Genomic DNA, 19,103 nt, shown 5'->3' on the forward strand with positions numbered 1-19,103 from the left:
GATGGACTACGTGACGCAGATTATCGACCCTGCGCCGTCGCGCACGCAGTTGTTGCTCGACGGCCTGCGCGCCTTGCGCAAACCCAAGTTAGACGGTGCGCCGCCATTGCCTACAGCGCGCCTGGTGCGCAGCGCGGTGGAGCTTTCGCCAGCCGGTATCGCCGCTTACGCACGGGCGTGTGGCTTTCGTCGCGAGCAGGGCGTGCCATTGTCCTATCCCCATGTGCTGGCGTTCCCACTGCACCTGATGCTGCTGACCCGGCCAAGCTTTCCGTACCCGGCCAGCGGCATGGTGCACCTGGCCAATCGTATTCGTCAGCACCAGCGCCTGCACGAGGGCCAGGCGCTGCGCCTGGAGGTGTATTGCGAGCGCTGGGTGGCCCATCCGAAAGGGCAGGCCTTGAGCATCGCCACTCGGGCCTACAGCCAGGAAACCCTGGTGTGGGAAAGCGACAGCCTGTATTTGCGCCGTGACGTCAGCAACCCGGTGGGTGAACCCTGGAGTGACCCTCTGCCGCTGCAGGAAGACGGCCTGTTACGCACCCAGCGCTGGGTACTGCCCGCCGACCTGGGGCGACGCTTTGCCAAGGTCTCGGGGGATTTCAATCCCATTCACACGTCGGTCATCGGTGCCAGGCTGTTCGGCTTTCGTCGCGCCATCGCCCATGGCATGTGGACCCTGGGCCGCGCATTGGCAGCGCAACAGCCGCCAGGTGGCCTGGACCAGGCCGAGGCCCATTGCGACTTCAAATTGCCGATCTTCCTGCCCGGCCAGGTTGCCCTGTGGGGCCACCCCGTGAGCGGCCCACGGCGCGAGTTCGAAGTGCGCAATTTCGCCGGGGACAAGCCCCATATGCGCGGGCTATTCATTTGCAAAGAGAGCCAGCAATGAGCGACTACAGCTTTACCCCAGCCCCGACCCGCCGCGTGGCGATTATCGGTGGCAACCGTATTCCCTTTGCGCGCTCCAACACGGTGTATGCCCACGACAGTAACCAGGACCTGCTGGTCGCCGCCCTGCAAGGGTTGGTGGAGCGCTACAACCTGCACGGCCAACGCCTGGGCGAGTTTGCCGCCGGGGCGGTGATCAAGCACTCGCGGGATTTCAACCTGGCCCGCGAGGCGCTGTTGTCCACCACCTTGTCCCCGCAAACCCCTGCCTACGATGTGCAACAAGCCTGTGGTACAGGCCTTGAAGCCGCGCTGCTGGTGGCGAATAAAATCGCCCTCGGCCAGATCGAAGTGGGCGTTGCCGGTGGTGCCGACACTACTTCCGACGCGCCCATTGGCATCAACGAATCCTTGCGCCATACCTTGCTAGCGGCCAATCGCGCCAAACGCCTGGGCGACAAGCTCAAAACCTTGTTGAAAGTACGCCCCTCGATGCTGTTCAAACCGTTGCTGCCGCGCAATGGGGAGCCGCGCACCGGGCTGTCCATGGGCGAGCATTGCGAAGAAATGGCCAAGCGTTGGCAGATCAAGCGCCTGGCCCAGGACGAACTGACCCTCACCAGCCATCAGCGCCTGGATGCGGCTTATAAATGCGGCTTCTTCGACGACCTGATCAGCCCCCATCGCGGCTTGGCCCGTGACAACAACCTGCGTGCCGATATCAGCCTCGAAAAGCTCGCTGGCTTGTCGCCGGCCTTCGACCGCCAGAACGGCACGCTCACCGCCGGCAACTCCACGCCCCTGACCGATGGCGCCTCGGTGGTGCTGCTGGCCAGTGAAGAATGGGCCGCCGCCAATGGCTGGCCGGTGTTGGCCTACTTGCGCACCGGCGAAACGGCTGCGGTGAGTTTTGTCGATGGCACCGAGGGCCTGCTGATGGCGCCGGCTTACGCCGTGCCGCGCATGCTTGCGCGTGAAGGCTTGAGTTTTGCCGACTTCGATTTTTTCGAGATTCACGAAGCGTTCGCCGCCCAGGTGTTGTGCACGCTCAAAGCCTGGGAAGACCCGCAGTATTGCCGCGAGCGACTCGGCTTGAGCGCTCCCCTGGGCGCCATCGACCGGGCCAAGATGAACGTCAACGGCGGCTCACTGGGCTGCGGCCATCCCTTTGCGGCCACCGGTGGCCGGCAATTGGCGGCGCTGGCCAAGGCCATCCACGAACGCGGTGGCGGCCGCGGCCTGATCTCGATCTGCGCAGCGGGTGGGTTGGGCATCACCGCCATCGTCGAAAAGTAGCGCTATCAAACACAACAATAAGGACACTGCGATGAACGCTATCAGCCTGGAACACACCGAACGCATCTGGTTGAACACTTACCTGCCCGGCGTGCCGGCGGACATTGAGGCCGGGATCGAGGATTACCCGTCGCTGCGCGAAGTGTTCCTGGAACACTTGGAAAAATTCCGTGAGCGGGTCGCCTACGTCAGCATCGGCACCGAAATGACCTACGCCGATTGGCGCACCCAAGGCATTGCCTTTGCCGCCTGGTTGCAGGGCCAGGGCGTGAAGAAGGGCGATCGCGTGGCCCTGATGATGCCCAACTGCTTGCAGTACCCGATCTGCCTGCTGGGCACGATCCTGGCCGGGGCGGTGGTGGTCAACGTCAACCCGTTGTACACCGCCCACGAACTCAAGCACCTGCTCAAGGACAGTGGCGCCGAAACCGTGGTGATCTTCGAAAATTTCGCGCATACCCTGGAAAAAGCCATGGTGGGCAGCAGCGTCAAGCGTGTGGTGGTCGCGGCCATTGGCGACTTGCTGGGTACCTTCAAGGGCGCGGCGATGAACTTCATTCTGCGCAGCGTGCAGAAGCAGGTGCCGGCCTTCAGGCTGCCCGGCTCGCTGCGTTTCAACCAGGTGCTCAAACAGGGCAGGGCCATGCACCATTTGCCGGTCAGCCTGGGCCGCGAAGAACTGGCCTTTTTGCAATACACCGGCGGCACCACCGGCGATGCCAAGGGCGTGATGCTCAGCCATCGCAACATCATTGCCAACCTGCTGCAAGCCAAGGCTTGGGTCGGTGACCAGTTAAACCAGCACAAGCAGGAAACCAACGTGACCTTGCTGCCGCTGTACCACATCTTCTCCCTGACGGTGAACTGCCTGATGTTCATGTGCCTGGGCGGGCGCAATATCCTCATCGCCAACCCTCGGGACGTGAAGCGCGTGCAGATGATCCTGCGCAAGGAACGCTTCAATGGCATCGCCGGGGTGAACACGCTGTTCAATGGCTTGCTGGAAAACAAGGCGTTCTGTGCACGGGACTTTTCCGACCTGCGCCTGGTGATTGCTGGCGGCATGGCCACCCACACCGCCGTGGCCAAGCGCTGGAAGGAAGTGACCGGGCTGCCGATCATCGAAGGCTACGGGCTAACCGAGTGCTCGCCCGTGGTGAGCATCAGCCCCATTGATATTTCGCGCATGCGCGAGATGGAATTCACCGGCAGCATTGGTGTGCCGTTGCCCTCTACCTGGGTGCGTTTTATACGTGAAGACGGCGAACTGGCGGACATCGGCGAGCAGGGCGAGTTGCAAGTACGCGGCCCGCAAGTGATGCAGGGCTACTGGCAACGGCCGAAGGAAACCGCCGAGGTGCTGGATGCCGAGGGCTGGCTGTCCACCGGTGATATCGGCGTGATGGACGCACGCGGGTATATTCGCCTGGTGGACCGCAAGAAAGACATGATCCTGGTCTCGGGTTTCAACGTGTACCCCAATGAAATCGAGGACGTGGTGGCCATGCACCCTGGAGTTGCCGAAGTGGCGGCCATTGGTGTGGAAGATGCGGTGAGCGGGGAGAAGGTCAAGATCATCGTCGTGCGCAAGGACCCGAACCTGACACAGGAGCAGATTCTTGCGCACTGCCGAGAGTACCTCACGGGGTACAAGCTGCCTAAGTATGTGGAGTTTCGCACTACGGAATTGCCCAAGACTACGGTGGGCAAGGTGCTGCGCCGGGCCTTGCGTTGATGCTGTCCACCCTGAACGATCAGAGGTAACCGTCATCCTGGATGTTCAGCCCAATAACGTCTTCGCTGCTGATTGGCCGGGTACTTTTGATCAAAAAATCGGTCTTCCCGTCGCCTGTCAAATCAACGCCCAGGAAGTACCTGCCGGTGGCCGGGTTGTGCACGATGATCGTGTCGCCGGGCTGGTTGCGGTACTGATTGACATAGTTGAGTTTGACGTGAGCGTTTTCGCTCATTGTTCTCAAATCAATCTTGTCTTTGCCTGTGGTGAAGTCCGTGAGGAGGTCAGCGTTATTGCGTGGAGAATCGCAGGAAAAATGGTAGCTGAAGGTATTGAAACCGCCATTACCGGTCAGATGATCCGCGCCTGCACCACCGATCAGGATGTTATCGGCGCTATTTCCGCTGATACGGTCGTTGCCCTTGCCACCTATGGCGTTTTCGATAAGGGTTTCTGAGGTAATAAACACATTATCGTGCAGGCCACCTACGCTGGAGCGAGTGCCGGGTGTTAAATCAATCCGTTGGTCTTGATAGAAGCCAGAGAAATCCAAGGTATCGTTGCCTTCTCGGTCGTACACGTTGAACTGAGGTTTGTCGCAGGCAGCGGTGAGGGTTGTACCGGGGCGTCCGGTATTTGCATTGAAACCATAGACCGTGTCGCCCGTGTCGGGTTTGACGCTTGGCGCTGGCGCTGGCGCTGGCGTGGGTGTGGGTGTGGGTGTGGGTGTGGGTTCAGGCTTGGGCTTGGGCTGGGGTTCTGGCTCAGGCCTGGGTTTGGGCTGGGGCTTGGGTTCTGATTCAGGCTTGGGTTTAGGCTCGGTCTTGGGGTCTGATTCGGGCTTGGGTTTAGGCTCGGGCGTGAGGTCTGATTCGGGCTCAGGCTCGGGTTTTGGGGCAGCGTGCGTCAGGATGTCGTCTAGCTTTATAGGCCTTTTGCTTAGAATCACTAGTGCGGAATCAAGCTTGCCGTTCACATCGAGAACCAGTTTGTGAAGCTTGGCGTCTTCATCGTAACTTAGCGTCAGCTCGCCTTTGCGACCGGTCAGTGCGTTCACCAGCGTTGGCTTTTCGATGCCGGCTTCCTTGAGAACCCTGGACAGGTCGATCTTGTCGACACCGCTGGTAAAGTCTTCAAGTCTGTCCGGGTTCGCCGGGCTGGAGTCGCTGGCTTTGTTATAAACAAAGGTATCAGCACCCCCGCCGCCTATCAGTGTGTCTCCACCGGCCCCGCCGGTTAGTCTGTTATTGACCTGGTTGCCGGTCAGTACGTCATGCCCTGAGCCACCGATGGCATTCTCCACCACAACGCCCTTGGCGATGGAGACGTTGCTCACACGGCCGCCTACATCCGAGAGTGTCTCGGCGTTCAAATTGATCTTTTGGTTCTGCTTGAAACCGGAAAAGTCCAAGGTATCTTCACCACCGTTGTCCCAGACACAAAAGTTGGTCAGTTCGTCGGCGGAGGTCAAGGTGTAATGATCACGCTCAGTGTTTGAATTGAAGCCATAAGTTGTATTGCCTTTTCGGGTTTCATAGTTGGGCGTGTATAAACGATGGGCGGCTGCAATGTCATGCATCGCGGGGGTCAAGTTACTATCAGAAATACTGACGCCACGTTCGTCCGCGGGACGCCACCATTTGTTTCTGTAACTCATGGCCGTATGGGTTTTATTGTTTTCTGGATAATTTCCGGTTGGATGGCCTAAGCCCAGACTATGACCGAGCTCATGGATCATGGAAGAATGCGCAGGCAAATTTTTGTTGCCGACGCCGATGCCAATGATGGCACTTTTCCCATCGCCTGGCCTGCCGGCATGTCCACCCACACCGTCACTGGCATGCAGTACAAAAAAAGCATCAGCGTCCTTGGCATTTTCGGTGAACTTGACCTTGACCACGTCTTCCCAAGCCTGCATCGCGCGCTTGAAGGCTTTTTTCCTGGCCTGGCTGAACTCAAATGCACCACCGTTTTTAAGCCAGGCGGTGTCCGGGTCGGATGAGTTGAAAAACTTATATGAGACGGTTATTTGTCCGTCGCCATTGTTGTCCTTTAATTTGAAGTTTTCCCGGGTAAGGTCATGAGCAACTTTGTCCGATAGCGAAACGGCGGAGGGGTCGGCTGTTGGCGTGTTGATCGAGAGGGGGTGAATTTGATGTTCGACGTGTACAGGATGTTGGTTTTTGATAAGTGACATGAATGTGTTCCGAATGTTGCATTGGATTGAGTTGCAGAACGCTTTAAGTTTCTGTCGTGGCGTAAAGTGGCTTATTTGTTGGCGTAAGACCAGAGGGTATTTATTGCGGCGTGTAATGGTAAGTAAGGGGCGTACTTAAGGTGTGAGTTGTCTGTATGCGAGTGTGTGAAGTATTGCGTGTGTTGGTGGGGAGGTGATTATTTGAAGTTGGGAAAAATTACTGTTTGAAGTGCGACTCAGCCAATGGGTGCTTGTCTTGGGGAAAGGCTGTCGCCCCTTTCCCCGTGAACGTTCTTATCAATGTATTTAAAGCTCGCCAACCTTGACCCAGCGTTCTTCCTGAGCCGCCACTCGAATCGCCGTCGCCAACCGCTCCACCTCCCACGCCGCCTCAAAGTCCGTGCCCTGCGCCCCGTGGCCGGCCAGGGCCATGATCAACTCGTGCACTTCCAACGTCTTCAACTCGTTGTAGCCCAATTGATGCCCCGCGGCCGGGCTGAAGGCCGCATAGCCGGGCAGGGCAGGGCCAGCCAGCAGGCGCTGGAAACCGTCCTGGCCGATGCGGCACAGGCGCAGTTCATTCAAGCGTTCCTGGTCAAACGCCAGCGTGCCTAGGGTACCGCTGATCTCGAAACTCAGATGGTTCTTGTAGCCGTGCTTGAGCCAACTGCTGCTCACCGTGCCACGGGCGCCGTTGGCAAAGCGCAACAGGGCGTGCGCCTGGTCATCCACGGCAATGGTTTTTGAGGTCGGGCTGCCGGCGGTGGCGGGGCGCTGGCTGTGTACGGTCTGGGTATCGGCACACACATGGGTTACCTCGCCCACCAGATAGCGGGCCATCGACAGCAAATGGCTGCCCAGGTCGGCCAGGGCGCCGCCAGCATGCTCCACTTCGCAGCGCCACGACCAAGGGGAAGCCGGGTCGGCCATGAAGTCTTCGCTGAACTCACCTTGAAAACTGATGATCTGGCCCAATTCGCCCCGGGCAATCATCTGCTGCGCCAGCACGATCATCGGGTTGTGCTGGTAGTTGTAGCCGACCCGAGTCACCACCCCGGCGGTATGGGCGGCGCGGCGCATGGCATCGGCTTGTTCAAGGCTGACGGCCAGGGGCTTTTCGCAATACACGGCTTTACCCGCCGCTATTGCGGCCATGGCCATGGGGTAATGCAAATGGTTGGGGGTGGTGATGGCTACGACGTCGACCTTGGGATCGTTGACCAGCGCTTGCCAGTCACCATGGGCCTGGGCAAACCCCCAGGCGCTGGCGCAACGCTGGGCGCGCTCGGTGTCGGCATCGGCCAGGGCGGCCAGCTTGAGGTGCACCGGCAGTTCAAATACCGCCCGCGCGTTATTGAACGCCAGCGCGTGGGCGCGGCCCATGAAGCCTGTGCCGATCAAGCCGATTCCGAGTTCACGCATCGTCGTGGTCCTTTGGATTATTGTTTTCAGGAAGCCTATTAATGGAATAAATATTCTCTAAATTCAATAGATGGAATAAAAATTCATTGTGCCTGATCGCTCACCACTTGATCAGCGGCCGTTCGACTTTTGTGCGACTCCAACCATTTTTGTACATGCAGTCCTTGATCAACGTTTCGCGAGGCAGCCGGTTTTTATCCGTATAGCTGTACTCGGTGTCGGTCTGTTCATTCTTTTTCTTGCAGGTGCTGTCGCCACTCGAGCAGGTTGAGCGTTTGGACGTGGCCGACGCCCTCACGTTATTGGGGGGCAGTGCCCGTAGGGCATCCGCTTCACACGCTGCTTGCTGATGCTTGCGTTGCTCGCGGGAGGCATCGGCCTTGACCCACGTTCGATCGTAGGTCGTACAGGAAACCAGAAGCAGGCAAGACACTAATAGGGTTAGGGCAGGGGGTTTCATGGCTGGCGCGTCCTTATGGCAAGGTTTGAGCGCCGATTGTGGTTCAGCTTGCAAAGGGCCAGCCAGTAAGCCGTTTCCGAATAGGCCCGTCGAAATTTCCGATATCGCACGTTAAAACGCCATCATTGCGCCGAATGCTCGGCTATTCACCCTTCGCTTTGCAGCCATCAGTTAACAAAAGATAACGTAGCGCCGATTGTCAGACGATTCCAAAGCCCGATAGGATGGCTCCTGCTTCCTCCAGGCGCTCTAGATTGCAGGTTTCAAGGTCCTGGCAGAGAAGACGACCTAACAATAATAAATGGGAGAAAGGTCTATGAGTGAGCCTGTCATGGGTTGGGTTGTTTGCCGCCCACGCGCCGCACGCAGGGTTGCGTTGCTGGCCACAGCGCTCTCGCTGCTTGCTGGCAGCGTATTGTCGCTGCCGGTGCTGGCCGCCAGCGATACCCCCGCCGCCGCAGTCTTTGCGATTGAATCCCCCAAGGCCGCCAAAGGCTTGATGATCGACGTGGTTCACGCGGGCAAGCGCCTGGTGGCGGTCGGTGATCGCGGGCATATCCTTTATTCCGATGACCAGGGCAACACCTGGGCCCAAGCCAAAGTACCCACCCGGCAACTGCTCACGGCGGTGTTTTTCGTTGATGATCAGCACGGTTGGGCCGTCGGCCATGATGCGCAGATTCTTGCCAGTACCGATGGCGGCGCCACGTGGACCCAGCAATATCAAGACCTCAAACGCGAAGCGCCGTTGCTCGATGTGTGGTTCAACGACGCCAACCACGGCCTGGCCGTGGGCGCCTACGGTGCGCTGATCGAAACCACCGACGGCGGCAAAACCTGGAACGATGTCAGCGAGCGTCTCGACAATGAAGACCAGTACCACCTCAACGCCATCGCCCAGATCAAGGGCGCCGGCCTGTTTATCGTCGGTGAGCAAGGCAGCATGTTTCGCTCCAGCGATGACGGCCAGACCTGGGAAAAACTCGAAGGCCCTTACGAGGGTTCACTGTTTGGCGTGATCAGCACCGCACAGCCACAGACCCTGCTGGCGTATGGTTTGCGCGGCAACCTCTACCGTTCCACCGACTTTGGAAGCACCTGGGAGCAGGTCCCATTGAACGCGGCGCGTGGTGCGTTGGAGTTTGGCCTGTCGGGGGCGACCTTGCTGGAGGACGGCTCCATCGTTGTGGTCGGCAACGGCGGCAGCGTCGTGGTCAGCCATGACGACGGCCAGACTTTCAGTGTGTTCAATCGCCCAGACCGCATTTCACTCTCGGCGGTCACGGCGGCAGGCAATGGCAATTTGATCCTCGCGGGGCAGGGTGGCGTGCGGGTTGCCACTTCGGCCGGCGCAGAGCTCTCAAAATAATAAGAAGGCGGGGATTCAATGAGCAGTCATCACAACGATAAAGCGACCTTTCTTGAGCGTCTGATCTTCAATAATCGCCCGGCGGTGATCGTCATCTGCCTGCTGGTGAGCCTCTTCCTGTTCTGGCAGGCGACCTTGATTCGCCCGTCCACCAGCTTTGAAAAGATGATCCCCCTCAAGCACCCCTTCATCGAAAAAATGATGGAGCACCGCAACGATTTGGCCAACCTGGGCAACACCGTGCGAATTTCGGTGGAGGCCAAGGACGGCGACATCTTCACTAAGGAATACATGGAGACCCTGCGCCAGATCCATGACGAGGTGTTCTACATCTCCGGTGTGGACCGCTCGGGCCTCAAGTCGCTGTGGAGTCCCAGCGTGCGCTGGACTGAAGTGACCGAAGAAGGGTTTGCCGGCGGGGAGGTCATCCCGCAGAGCTACAACGGCTCGCCGCAAAGCCTCGACCAGTTGCGCAATAACGTGCTCAAGTCCGGCCAGGTCGGGCGGCTGGTGGCCAATGACTTCAAGTCGAGCATCGTTGATATCCCGCTGTTGGAGTCCTACCCGGACCCGCAAGACCAGGGCAAGTTGCTGGCCCTGGACTATCGCAAGTTCTCCCATGAACTAGAAGACAAGATCCGCGACAAGTTCGAAACCCAGAACCCCAACGTCAAGATTCATATTGTCGGCTTTGCCAAAAAGGTTGGCGACCTGATCGACGGCCTGGTGATGGTGGTGCTGTTCTTCGGCGTTGCGTTTGTCATCACCCTGGTTCTGCTGTTGTGGTTCACCAACTGCCTGCGCAGCACCATTGCGGTGTTGAGTACGACATTGGTGGCGGTGGTCTGGCAACTCGGGTTGATGCACTTCTTCGGTTTCGGGCTGGACCCGTATTCCATGCTGGTGCCGTTCCTGATCTTCGCCATCGGCATTTCCCATGGGGTGCAGAAGATCAACGGTATTGCCCTGCAATCCAGCGAGGCAGACAACGCCCTGACCGCCGCGCGGCGTACCTTCCGGCAACTGTTCCTGCCGGGGATGATCGCCATTCTGGCGGATGCGGTAGGCTTCATCACGCTGCTGATCATCGACATTGGCGTGATCCGCGAACTGGCCATCGGCGCGTCCATCGGCGTGGCGGTCATTGTGTTCACTAACCTGATCCTGCTACCGGTCGCGATTTCCTACGTGGGCATCAGCAAGCGCGCCATCGCCAAGAGCAAGAAAGACGCGAACCGCGAACATAGCTTCTGGCGCCTGCTATCCAAATTCGCCAGCCCGAAAGTCGCGCCGGTTTCGGTGTTCCTGGCCCTGATCGCCTTTGGTGGGGGCCTCTGGTACAGCCAGAACCTGAAGATCGGCGACCTGGACCAAGGCGCACCGGAACTGCGCCCGGACTCGCGCTACAACAAGGACAACAACTTCATCATCAGCAATTACTCCACCAGTTCCGACGTGCTGGTGGTGATGGTCAAGACCAAGGCCGAAGGCTGCTCGCGGTATGAAGCCATGGCGCCCATCGACCAGTTGATGTGGAAGATGCAGAACACCGAGGGCGTGCAGTCGGCGATCTCGTTGGTGACCGTGTCCAAGCAAATGATCAAGGGCATGAACGAGGGCAACCTGAAATGGGAAACCCTGTCGCGTAACCCGGATGTGCTGAACAACTCCATCGCCCGTGCCGATGGCTTGTACAACAACAATTGCTCCCTGGCGCCAGTGCTGGTGTTCCTCAACGACCACACGGCCGAAACCCTCGACCGCGCCGTGCATGCGGTGCAGGACTTCGCCAAGGAAAACAACAAGGACGGCCTGGAATTCATCCTCGCCGCGGGTAATGCCGGGATCGAAGCGGCCACCAATGAGGTGATCAAGGAGTCGGAGCTGATCATTCTGATCCTCGTGTACCTGTGTGTAGCGACCATGTGCATGATCACCTTCCGTTCCTGGGCAGCGACCCTGTGCATCGTGCTGCCGCTGGTGCTGACCTCGGTACTGGGTAACGCGTTGATGGCGTTCATGGGCATTGGCGTCAAGGTCGCAACCTTGCCGGTGGTGGCCTTGGGTGTGGGCATTGGCGTGGACTACGGCATCTACATTTACAGCCGCCTGGAAAGCTTCCTGCGTGCCGGCCTGCCGTTGCAAGAGGCGTATTACCAGACGCTGAAATCCACCGGTAAAGCCGTGCTGTTCACCGGCCTGTGCCTGGCCATCGGCGTGTGCACCTGGATCTTCTCGGCCATCAAGTTCCAGGCTGACATGGGCCTGATGCTGACCTTCATGCTGCTGTGGAACATGTTCGGCGCGCTGTGGCTGTTGCCGGCGCTGGCGCGGTTCCTGATCAAACCCGAGAAGCTGGCGGGGCAGAAGGGCAACTCATTGTTCGCGCATTAAGCCTGGGTAGAAGAACAAAAAGCCGCACACTGTGCGGCTTTTTGTTGGGCCTCGGGCCCAGGCTTTCACAATTTCAAGAACAGCTTTTCAGCCAGCGGCTTGGTGATAGCGGCCCTGATGAGTTTCTCAACGACCCCGTTGTTTCCGGCTTCCTCAATCAGCATCTTTTGAGTCTTGATGCGTTGCTGCGGTGTTTTCAGGTGCGCCGCCCTAAAGTCATCACGTGCCCAGCCTTTTTTCGGATAGTGGAAGTGGGCATACCACAACGCATCGATTTTGTTTTTCTTGCGCACCACATACTCGGTGAAGACATCGCCACTTCTGGTCGGAATGTCGCGCCGTACCAGGTTGATATCGACAAAACCGTGACGCCACAGGTAATCGACGTTTTCCGCCGTGGGCGTCTGTACCAGATAGCCATCGGCGGTATGCTGGCGGGCCTTTTGCAACATTTGCTCGGCCGCTGCTCGCCAGCGCGCCACCCATTCGGCGGTTTCCGGCTTGTTGCCGTGGGCGGCTTGCGCCTGTTGCGCCTTCTCGAAAAGCAGGTTGGCCTGGGCTTCGAGCATGTCGTTCCAGTCGCGGGGGCTGACAGTGTCTCGCCACAGCGGGTCATCGAGTTTCTTTTTCTGAAAGAGGATGGTTTTTTCTATCTTCGGCACGCCGTCGATGAGGTTTTGCGCCTCATTCTTATACGTGGACCAGGACTTGGGCGGTGAGGCTGGGCGAGGTGCTGTGGGCTGTCCCTGGACGATTTTCACCCAGCCGCGTTCCCCAGGGTGTTCGCTGTAGCTGGCAATGGGTTGCCCGCTCCTTGGGTCGACCACGTCGATGATATCCACGGTCCGGCCCGGCTCCGAAGGGCGCAATGTGCCGATAAATGTTTCCTGGTGCTCGGTCCTGAACACGCGTTGATTCTGCGGTTTCGCCCTTTGGTTGGTGCGCGCGGGCGCGGCAGGAAGCAGAAACTGCTCTTCTTTGACCACCTGGACCAGTTCGGTTTCGGCCTGAGTGATGAACTCATTGAGCAATTCGTTGAAGCGGTGGTGGTACTCAACCCGAAAAAACTCTGGGCGCTGCTCTTGCATCAGTCGACTGTCGTTCAGCACTTGTTTGAACTTGGTAATAATGGTGATCAATGCGGCATGGCGCTCCTCAAGGGTGTAGTCGTGGTATTGGCGAAGATCCTCATAGGTCAATATCTCGGTTTTCAGGTTTTCTGTCATCAAGCGGTTCATCTGCAAATACACGGCTTCATCGGGGCGACGTGCAGCCCGTGTGGTGGTCAGTTGCTGGAGGTACAACAATCTGTTCAGTTGTGGTATGAGTCGCAGGGTGTTCATGGACACCGGATACCGTTGCTTGAGAAAGTCCTCGGCGGCCTTGTGGCCAAAAGGCGAGTCGTTCCTCCAGCTTTCGAATATGGCACTCATGGTTTGTCGCAGTGCCAACAGGTGCTCTGTGTCTTGATAGCCTATTTTGTACGCTTCCATCATTTCGTTATAGGACGCCTCTAAACCGTTATTGGATCTGTCGGTCAGTTCAACCAATGAGGCGCCATTCACACCATATTTCAGCGTGTCGCTGGCCAAACGCACGTATACAGTATCTATCTCGATCAGCGCGCTTAGAGTCTGCTGATATTCAAGTGAGCGGTTCTCTTTGAACTCGGATAAATCGTCAATGCCGCCGATCTTTTTCGGCGCCAAGGTTTCGATGTTGTGCTCGCTGGCCGCTATCAGTGACTGCGTCAACGGCCTGAGGTTTTCAAGTTGTTGGGCCAGGTCGGCCCTGAGTGCGTCGGCGACCTGCCGCTGATTGGAGTAGGTCCCCGCGAAACGCCCAGCAGATGCTTCATTGGTTGCCAGGCTGCGCAGCGTCTTGAGTTTTTTTCGTGCTTGTTCGTACTCGGCAAGGGTGTTGCGGATTTTTTCCATGCTGCCAGCATGTTCTTTTGAAATCTTGCTGCGTTCCTGCCAGCCGCGTTGAAAATCCGCTTCGGTACGGGCCTTGGCTTCCAGGTTTTGTTTGATCTTACTCTGCAAGTCTTTGGTTTTCGGCATACCGCCCTTGAGCCTGGGCGCCAGATCAAAATACCAGTTGCCCCGGGCGTCCCGTGCTATCGAGGGCGCGGTGCGTGCCTTGTTGTGTTCGTCAATCACGTAAGGGCCATCCAGGTCGGTGGCGACGCGAAACCAGTGGTTGTCGATCTCGGCGTACCAGCGGTTATCCACCTGATACAGGCCCTTCCTGATGCCTTCGGCGATGGGGGTGCCGGGAGCTGTTGGTGCGGGCACCTTGAACGAGTCGATGTGCGCGCGCAGCTCAGGGGTGAGTCCGCGTGGGCTCGACAGCCTGATATCGATGGCCGTACCTGCGCCCAAACCGGTGGTGACCGGCGCGCTCGGGTCCTGGTGAATGGTGGGCGCAGGGCGCACGGGGTCATTGCTCTGATGGGGGCGAGGCGCGGGGTTGCTGGTCTCTGGCCCCGGCTTGAACGGCTCAAAGGTGCGCGTCGGCGTGGGTTTGGCAACAGGGACATGGGTCAGGGTCATGCCCAGGTTCACCAGCAGGTCGACCATTGCCCCGGCCGGGTCCGGATCGTTCGCGGTCGACAGGCGCTTGATGTCGTTTTCGGCATTGGCCAGTTGCAGCAACCAGCCGGCCATGGCGCCCGGCCCGCGCATCAGCGGCAGCAGGGTATTGAACAGCAGCCAGCCGAGTTCCTTGTAGGAGGCCCAGCGGCTTTGCGCATCGGAAGTGGATTGGCCTTCTGCGAGGGTAACCAGGCTGTTGGCGTTGGAGTGGAACCAGTGCGTGGCCAGGTCGCCATTGAGCAGGTCCTGGCGTAGCGTGCTGGCAGCGGCATAGCCGTCGACAGCCAGGGCGGTCGGCTTGGGCGTCGCAGGCGGGTCAAACTCATTGAATACGGTAAAACGGGCAATATTGGGCGTGTGAAAACCGCCATTGCCGTACACCGCCCGTACTTTGTCGTCCGGCAACCAGGCCAACACGCTTTCCTGCAGCGCACCGGGCTTGCGGATGGCCTCCAGCAGCGCGTCGCGGCTGGCGAACTCCAGCAGTGCCGGTTTCAGTTGGGGGCGATATAAAAGGTGTGGGCCGCTGCCGCTGGCCAGCGGTTCGATGATGAACATATTGGCGACCACATCCGGCGTCGCTCCCGGCTTGCGCACAAACGCCAGGGGCCGCACGGTAATCTCTTGGCCGTCCACCCATTTGCTGCCCGCGCCGGGTTGGGTGACGGCTTCGATAAACGCGTGGCCCTGGGCGGTGATGCCGGCTTCACCCTTGAGCTTGAGCTCCAAGGCCTGCATCGCGAGCTGCAGGGGTACCTGCTCGATGAAACGTGCCAGCCGATCACGGGCCGCTGGGCTGTCGTTCAACAGTTCACGCTTGAGCAACTCGGGGTAGTGGCCGCCTATGTCCACGGTGTTGATCAAGTCCTTGAGCATTTTTGGCAGGCTGGCATCGCTGACCCGTTGCCCATGCAGGTGGACTTCCATCTCACCCTTGGGCAAGCCCGAAAGGTTTTCCAGGGCCATGTCCACCAGGCTCATTTTCACCCGTTCCAGGTAGTTGCTGCCCATATCGCCCACCGGGACCTTGAACACCACCTCCACATCCTTGGCCGTATAACCCTTGCCGGCTAAATGCTGGTCGAGCTGTTGCTCGGCGTAGGTGCGGATATCGGGGATGCCGTCGAGGAAGGTGCGGCCATTGTTGCGGCGCACACTGCTGGCCAGGGCCAGTGCGTGCTGTCGATAGGTGTCACGTTCTGCGGCGCTTGCCGAGCCGAACCAGGTGGGCAGCTGTTCATGCAGGCGTTCAAGCTCGCGCGCGTTGGGTGCATAGGCCCCGACAAACCAGGGGCTCGGGTCGCTGGCCTGGGCGAAAGCCTGCTCCAACGCCTCAAGCGAGCCGGTGGTGGGCACCTCGATGGACGCAACGTTCTCCACCATGGCATTGAGGATGACCGCCGCCTGGGTATCGAAAATATTCCCCGCAGGCTCCTGGCGCTTCCAGTTCAGGGACTCAAAGACGAAGGCGTCGCCCATCTTCTTGCCCCAGGCTTGGCCGAATGCGTGCAAGGAGTCATAGGGCGTCACCACGCCGGCGGCGGTGACGTGCATCACCTGCGTGCGGCCATTGACCTGGCGCGTGATCAGCAGGTCTGGAGTGAGTTGCGAGGCATTGCCACCGGCATGGCTCACTGCAGAGTCGAGGATAAACACCTGCGCCGCGGCCTCGCCTTTGGCCGCTTGGCGCTGCGCACGGTCCGGGTAGGTCAGTACCTGGTCGAGGGTTTCGCGCTGTTGAGCGCTGAGCCCCGGCTGTTTCAGAGCGGCGATGGTCAAGGTGTCGCGCAGCGTGTCGCTGAGCCAGCGCCAGTGGTTGTTGCCTTGAGAGTGGGCATCGGTGCTGCCCATGAAGTGCTTGAGCAGGGCCTGTTCGAAGGTTTTTTTGAGCGGGGCGCGCAGGCTGCGGATCGCCAGCTCGATGGCTTGCATATCAATACCAGGCATCAGGGCATCCGGCGATGGCGCCGGTTTGAGGGTGTGCCCGGTGGCTGGGTCGACCAGCGTACAGGGCAGTGCATGTTTGTCGGTAAAGTCGAGGTCGCCTTCGGTGGTCAGGTGCCTCAGGGCGATGTCCAGCAAGGGGGTCAGGCGGTACTGGGGCGGGCTGCTTGAAATGGGTTCGGCGACCGCCGTTTCGGCGGGATTGAATGCCAAAGTGGGGTACAGGCTTTTGATCGCCTCCTCGAGCATCCCCGACACCACTGAACGTAGCGTAGGGCGGGTATCGAACTGGTGGGCGACCGCCGTTGCGGTGAGCGGCGCCGAGCTTTCGGTGGCTGGGGTGGAAGCGGTGGTCCCTGTGGTGCGCAACGGTGCGGATGCACGCCGGGGCCGGCTCAGTGGTTGGTCGTTTGCGGTATTCGATAAGGGTTCTTGATGGGGGGCGACGGTCTGGCGTGCAGCCGGGGTTGGCAGTGACAGGGGCAGGTTAGGGGCAAAAAAACGCTGGGGGTAGTTTCCCTGGATCATCGTGCAGCTTCCTTGTCGAGTCATGCTAGTCATAGAGGTGACCCTGTTCGCGTCATGCGGGCAGGTAACAAGGAAACTACCGAGGCGGGTTTTTCAGTGAAATCGGCAAAAGGTAATCAGGCATTTCCATTGGCACGCGCTGGCCGTCAACCCTTGATACGGCACGGGGTGGAGCAGGGGCGCGGGATGTATGGCTGCATGTAAACGCGGCGCAGGTCTCGCGAGGATTTACGCCGCTGCAACCATTTGCCCTATCATGGGGTCTTTCCTCTGAACGATTGATGTTATGACTGCCGAATCCGCCTCCTTGCGCCCCGTGCTTGAAACCAGCGACATGCTTGAAATCGACGGCCTGCATGCCTTTGATTTCGAGTTGACTGAACTAAAGCTTGTGATTACCGCCATGGATGGCCGGGCCGAAAAACGCTGGAGCTTCACAACGGCGCAGGTGGACGCCGCCACATTTGACGACACGCTGCAAAGCTGGACCCTTACCGGTGAGTCGGGCGAGCACCGCTTGATCTGCATGAGCGCCTTCACCGGCACCAATAACAATGAGGACGAAGCGGATGATGATGCGTAAATTCTGGCCCCTGCTGATGGCTGGCAGTGTCGGTGCGATGTCGGTACAGGCCGCACCCAGCGATGTGCATGAACTGCTGGTGGGCAGCTACACCGCCGGTAGCAGCGAGGGTATTTACCGCCTGCAGTTCGACAGCCGCACCGGGCAGTTCAACGGCAAGCCGGTGCTGGCGGCGAAAACCGCCAACCCTTCCTGGCTGACGATTTCCAAAGACCAGAAGCAGTTGTTCGTGGTCAATGAAAACGGCCCGGGCCAGGAAGACCCGGTGGGGCGTGTCAGCAGCTACAGCATCGACCCGCAGAATCACCAGCTGACCCTGATCAACCAGGTGCAGAGCCTGGGCAATGAGCCCACCCATTCCAGCGTGGCCGCCGATGGACGTTACCTGTTCGTCGCCAACTATTCGGTGGTGGAAGACCCGGGTGGCAGCTTGGCGATCTTGCCGGTGGATGCCAGTGGCAAGCTGTCGGCGCCGGTGCAGTTGAGCGGGCACCCGGCCAGCCGCGTGAACCCGGAGCGCCAGGCGTCCAACCATGTGCATTCGGTGGTGTCATCGCCGGACGGCAAGTATGTATTCGTGCAGGACCTGGGCGCAGACAAGGTATTTGCCTACCGCTACGACCCCAAGGCCAATCACGAGCTGCCACTCACCGCGGCCAACCCGGCGTCGGTGCAGCTGCCACCGGGCAGCGGCCCGCGTCACTTGCTGTTCAGCGCGGACGGCAAACACGCCTGGCTGACCACTGAGATGAGCGCCCAGGTGGCCGTGTTCGACTACAACGACGGCAAGCTTAAGCAAACCCAGTTGGTGGACTATGCCGCCGGCCAACCGGTGTCCGACAAGGCCGGTGCGGCGTTGCATGCGTCAAACGACGGCAAATTCCTGTACGTGAGCAACCGTGGCACGGCCAATCAGATGCTGGTGTTCAGCATCGACCCGGCCACCGCGCACCTCAAGGAAATCCAGCGGCGCTCTGTCGAAGGCGACCATCCGCGTGAGTTCAGCCTCGACCCGAGCGGCAAGTTCCTGCTGGTCGCCAACCAGAAAAGCAATGAAATCGTGGTGGTCGAACGCGACCCCAACACCGGCCTGCTGGGTAAAACCGTGCAGAAATTGCCGATCGATGCCCCCAGCGACCTCAAGTTTCTGGTGCGTCAATAAGCCACAGGCCCCGCAATGCGGGGCCTGAGCCTTTGTATTAATCGCAGTGATAACGGCTACTGTTTCAAAGCATTTCTAAGGTTCAACCCTCGGGCGTAAGTTGGGTTCCAAGGCCTTCACAGGCCACCCAACCAAACGCACACAAGGGTTACCGCCATGAATTTCAATCTCTTCTCGATCATTGCTGCTTCTGCTGTTTCCGCCACTGTGGCACTGCCTGCCGCTGCCAGCGTGGAAGTCTCCGGCAAAAAATCCAGTGTCACGGCCTATACCCAGAAGTACCTGCAACAGAGCGCCAACTTCTATGCTGCGCTGGATCACAAGAGCCAGCACTGAGGCGCCATTGAGCCAAGGTCAAATGTGCTGGCTTGCCTGCGATGACGGCCTCACAGCCGACCAAATTTACCTGACACCCAACGATCCAACTGTGGGAGCGGGCTTGCTCGCGAAGGCGGCCTGGCAGTCAACACAGTTGGAGCGTGTACATATCCATTGCTGCGGTAACGGCCACTTAGGGTTCCGCTC

Annotated in this window: 13 protein-coding genes; 9 read left to right on the plus strand and 4 right to left on the minus strand. The window is 59.2% G+C overall.

The window, feature by feature from the left end:
• The first annotated feature begins 1 nt into the window (after position 1).
• From A7K61_RS20545 to A7K61_RS20555, 3 genes are read left to right on the plus strand one after another with little or no spacing between them, the layout of a single operon-like run.
• A complete protein-coding gene (locus A7K61_RS20545) occupies positions 2-892 on the plus strand; it encodes a MaoC/PaaZ C-terminal domain-containing protein (protein ID WP_069558246.1) in 891 nt (296 codons plus the stop codon).
• The gene (locus tag A7K61_RS20550) at positions 889-2,187 is read left to right on the plus strand and encodes an acetyl-CoA C-acetyltransferase (RefSeq protein WP_069558247.1); all 1,299 of its coding nucleotides are present in this window, start codon (positions 889-891) and stop codon (positions 2,185-2,187) included. Before A7K61_RS20545 ends, A7K61_RS20550 begins: the two co-directional genes overlap by 4 nt.
• Before the next feature lie 31 nt (positions 2,188-2,218).
• Positions 2,219-3,922: an AMP-binding protein gene (locus tag A7K61_RS20555; protein WP_069558248.1), complete on the plus strand. Its 1,704-nt coding sequence runs from the start codon at positions 2,219-2,221 to the stop codon at positions 3,920-3,922.
• A 19-nt stretch (positions 3,923-3,941) separates the two neighbouring features.
• On the opposite strand, the gene A7K61_RS34085 is transcribed toward A7K61_RS20555, so the two are convergent.
• The 3 genes from A7K61_RS34085 to A7K61_RS20570 all read right to left on the minus strand — a co-directional run bounded on the left by A7K61_RS34085 (position 3,942) and on the right by A7K61_RS20570 (position 8,001).
• Positions 3,942-6,119: a M10 family metallopeptidase C-terminal domain-containing protein gene (locus A7K61_RS34085; RefSeq protein WP_069558249.1), complete on the minus strand. Its 2,178-nt coding sequence runs from the start codon at positions 6,117-6,119 to the stop codon at positions 3,942-3,944.
• A 306-nt stretch (positions 6,120-6,425) separates the two neighbouring features.
• Positions 6,426-7,541, minus strand: coding sequence for a Gfo/Idh/MocA family protein (locus tag A7K61_RS20565; protein WP_047710687.1), 1,116 nt, complete (start codon positions 7,539-7,541; stop codon positions 6,426-6,428).
• A gap of 100 nt (positions 7,542-7,641) precedes the next feature.
• Positions 7,642-8,001: a hypothetical protein gene (locus tag A7K61_RS20570; protein ID WP_069558250.1), complete on the minus strand. Its 360-nt coding sequence runs from the start codon at positions 7,999-8,001 to the stop codon at positions 7,642-7,644.
• 331 nt (positions 8,002-8,332) lie between these two features.
• Between A7K61_RS20570 and A7K61_RS20575 the strand changes: the two genes are divergently transcribed.
• Positions 8,333-9,370, plus strand: coding sequence for a YCF48-related protein (locus A7K61_RS20575; RefSeq protein ID WP_069558251.1), 1,038 nt, complete (start codon positions 8,333-8,335; stop codon positions 9,368-9,370).
• 18 nt (positions 9,371-9,388) lie between these two features.
• Positions 9,389-11,764, plus strand: coding sequence for an RND family transporter (locus A7K61_RS20580; protein WP_069558252.1), 2,376 nt, complete (start codon positions 9,389-9,391; stop codon positions 11,762-11,764).
• A gap of 65 nt (positions 11,765-11,829) precedes the next feature.
• Here A7K61_RS20580 and A7K61_RS20585 read toward each other — a convergent pair whose 3' ends face one another.
• Entirely contained in the window at positions 11,830-16,833 is a 5,004-nt protein-coding gene (locus tag A7K61_RS20585; protein WP_083263113.1) for a dermonecrotic toxin domain-containing protein, read from the minus strand.
• 286 nt (positions 16,834-17,119) lie between these two features.
• On the opposite strand from A7K61_RS20585, the gene A7K61_RS20590 reads away from it, so the two are divergent.
• From A7K61_RS20590 to A7K61_RS33345, 4 genes are all read left to right on the plus strand, one after another.
• Entirely contained in the window at positions 17,120-17,416 is a 297-nt protein-coding gene (locus tag A7K61_RS20590; RefSeq protein ID WP_044273423.1) for a DUF5629 family protein, read from the plus strand.
• On the plus strand, positions 17,403-18,578 hold the full coding sequence (locus tag A7K61_RS20595; RefSeq protein ID WP_044273424.1) for a lactonase family protein: 1,176 nt from the start codon (positions 17,403-17,405) through the stop codon (positions 18,576-18,578). The genes A7K61_RS20590 and A7K61_RS20595 overlap by 14 nt, the downstream gene beginning before the upstream one ends.
• Before the next feature lie 156 nt (positions 18,579-18,734).
• Positions 18,735-18,914: a hypothetical protein gene (locus tag A7K61_RS20600; protein WP_032892147.1), complete on the plus strand. Its 180-nt coding sequence runs from the start codon at positions 18,735-18,737 to the stop codon at positions 18,912-18,914.
• On the plus strand, positions 18,883-19,103 hold a 221-nt coding region (locus A7K61_RS33345), incomplete at its 3' end, for a hypothetical protein (protein ID WP_218188553.1). The genes A7K61_RS20600 and A7K61_RS33345, both read left to right, overlap by 32 nt.

Source organism: Pseudomonas sp. AP42 (assembly GCF_001728935.1).
GTDB classification, from domain to species: Bacteria; Pseudomonadota; Gammaproteobacteria; order Pseudomonadales; family Pseudomonadaceae; genus Aquipseudomonas; species Aquipseudomonas lactis.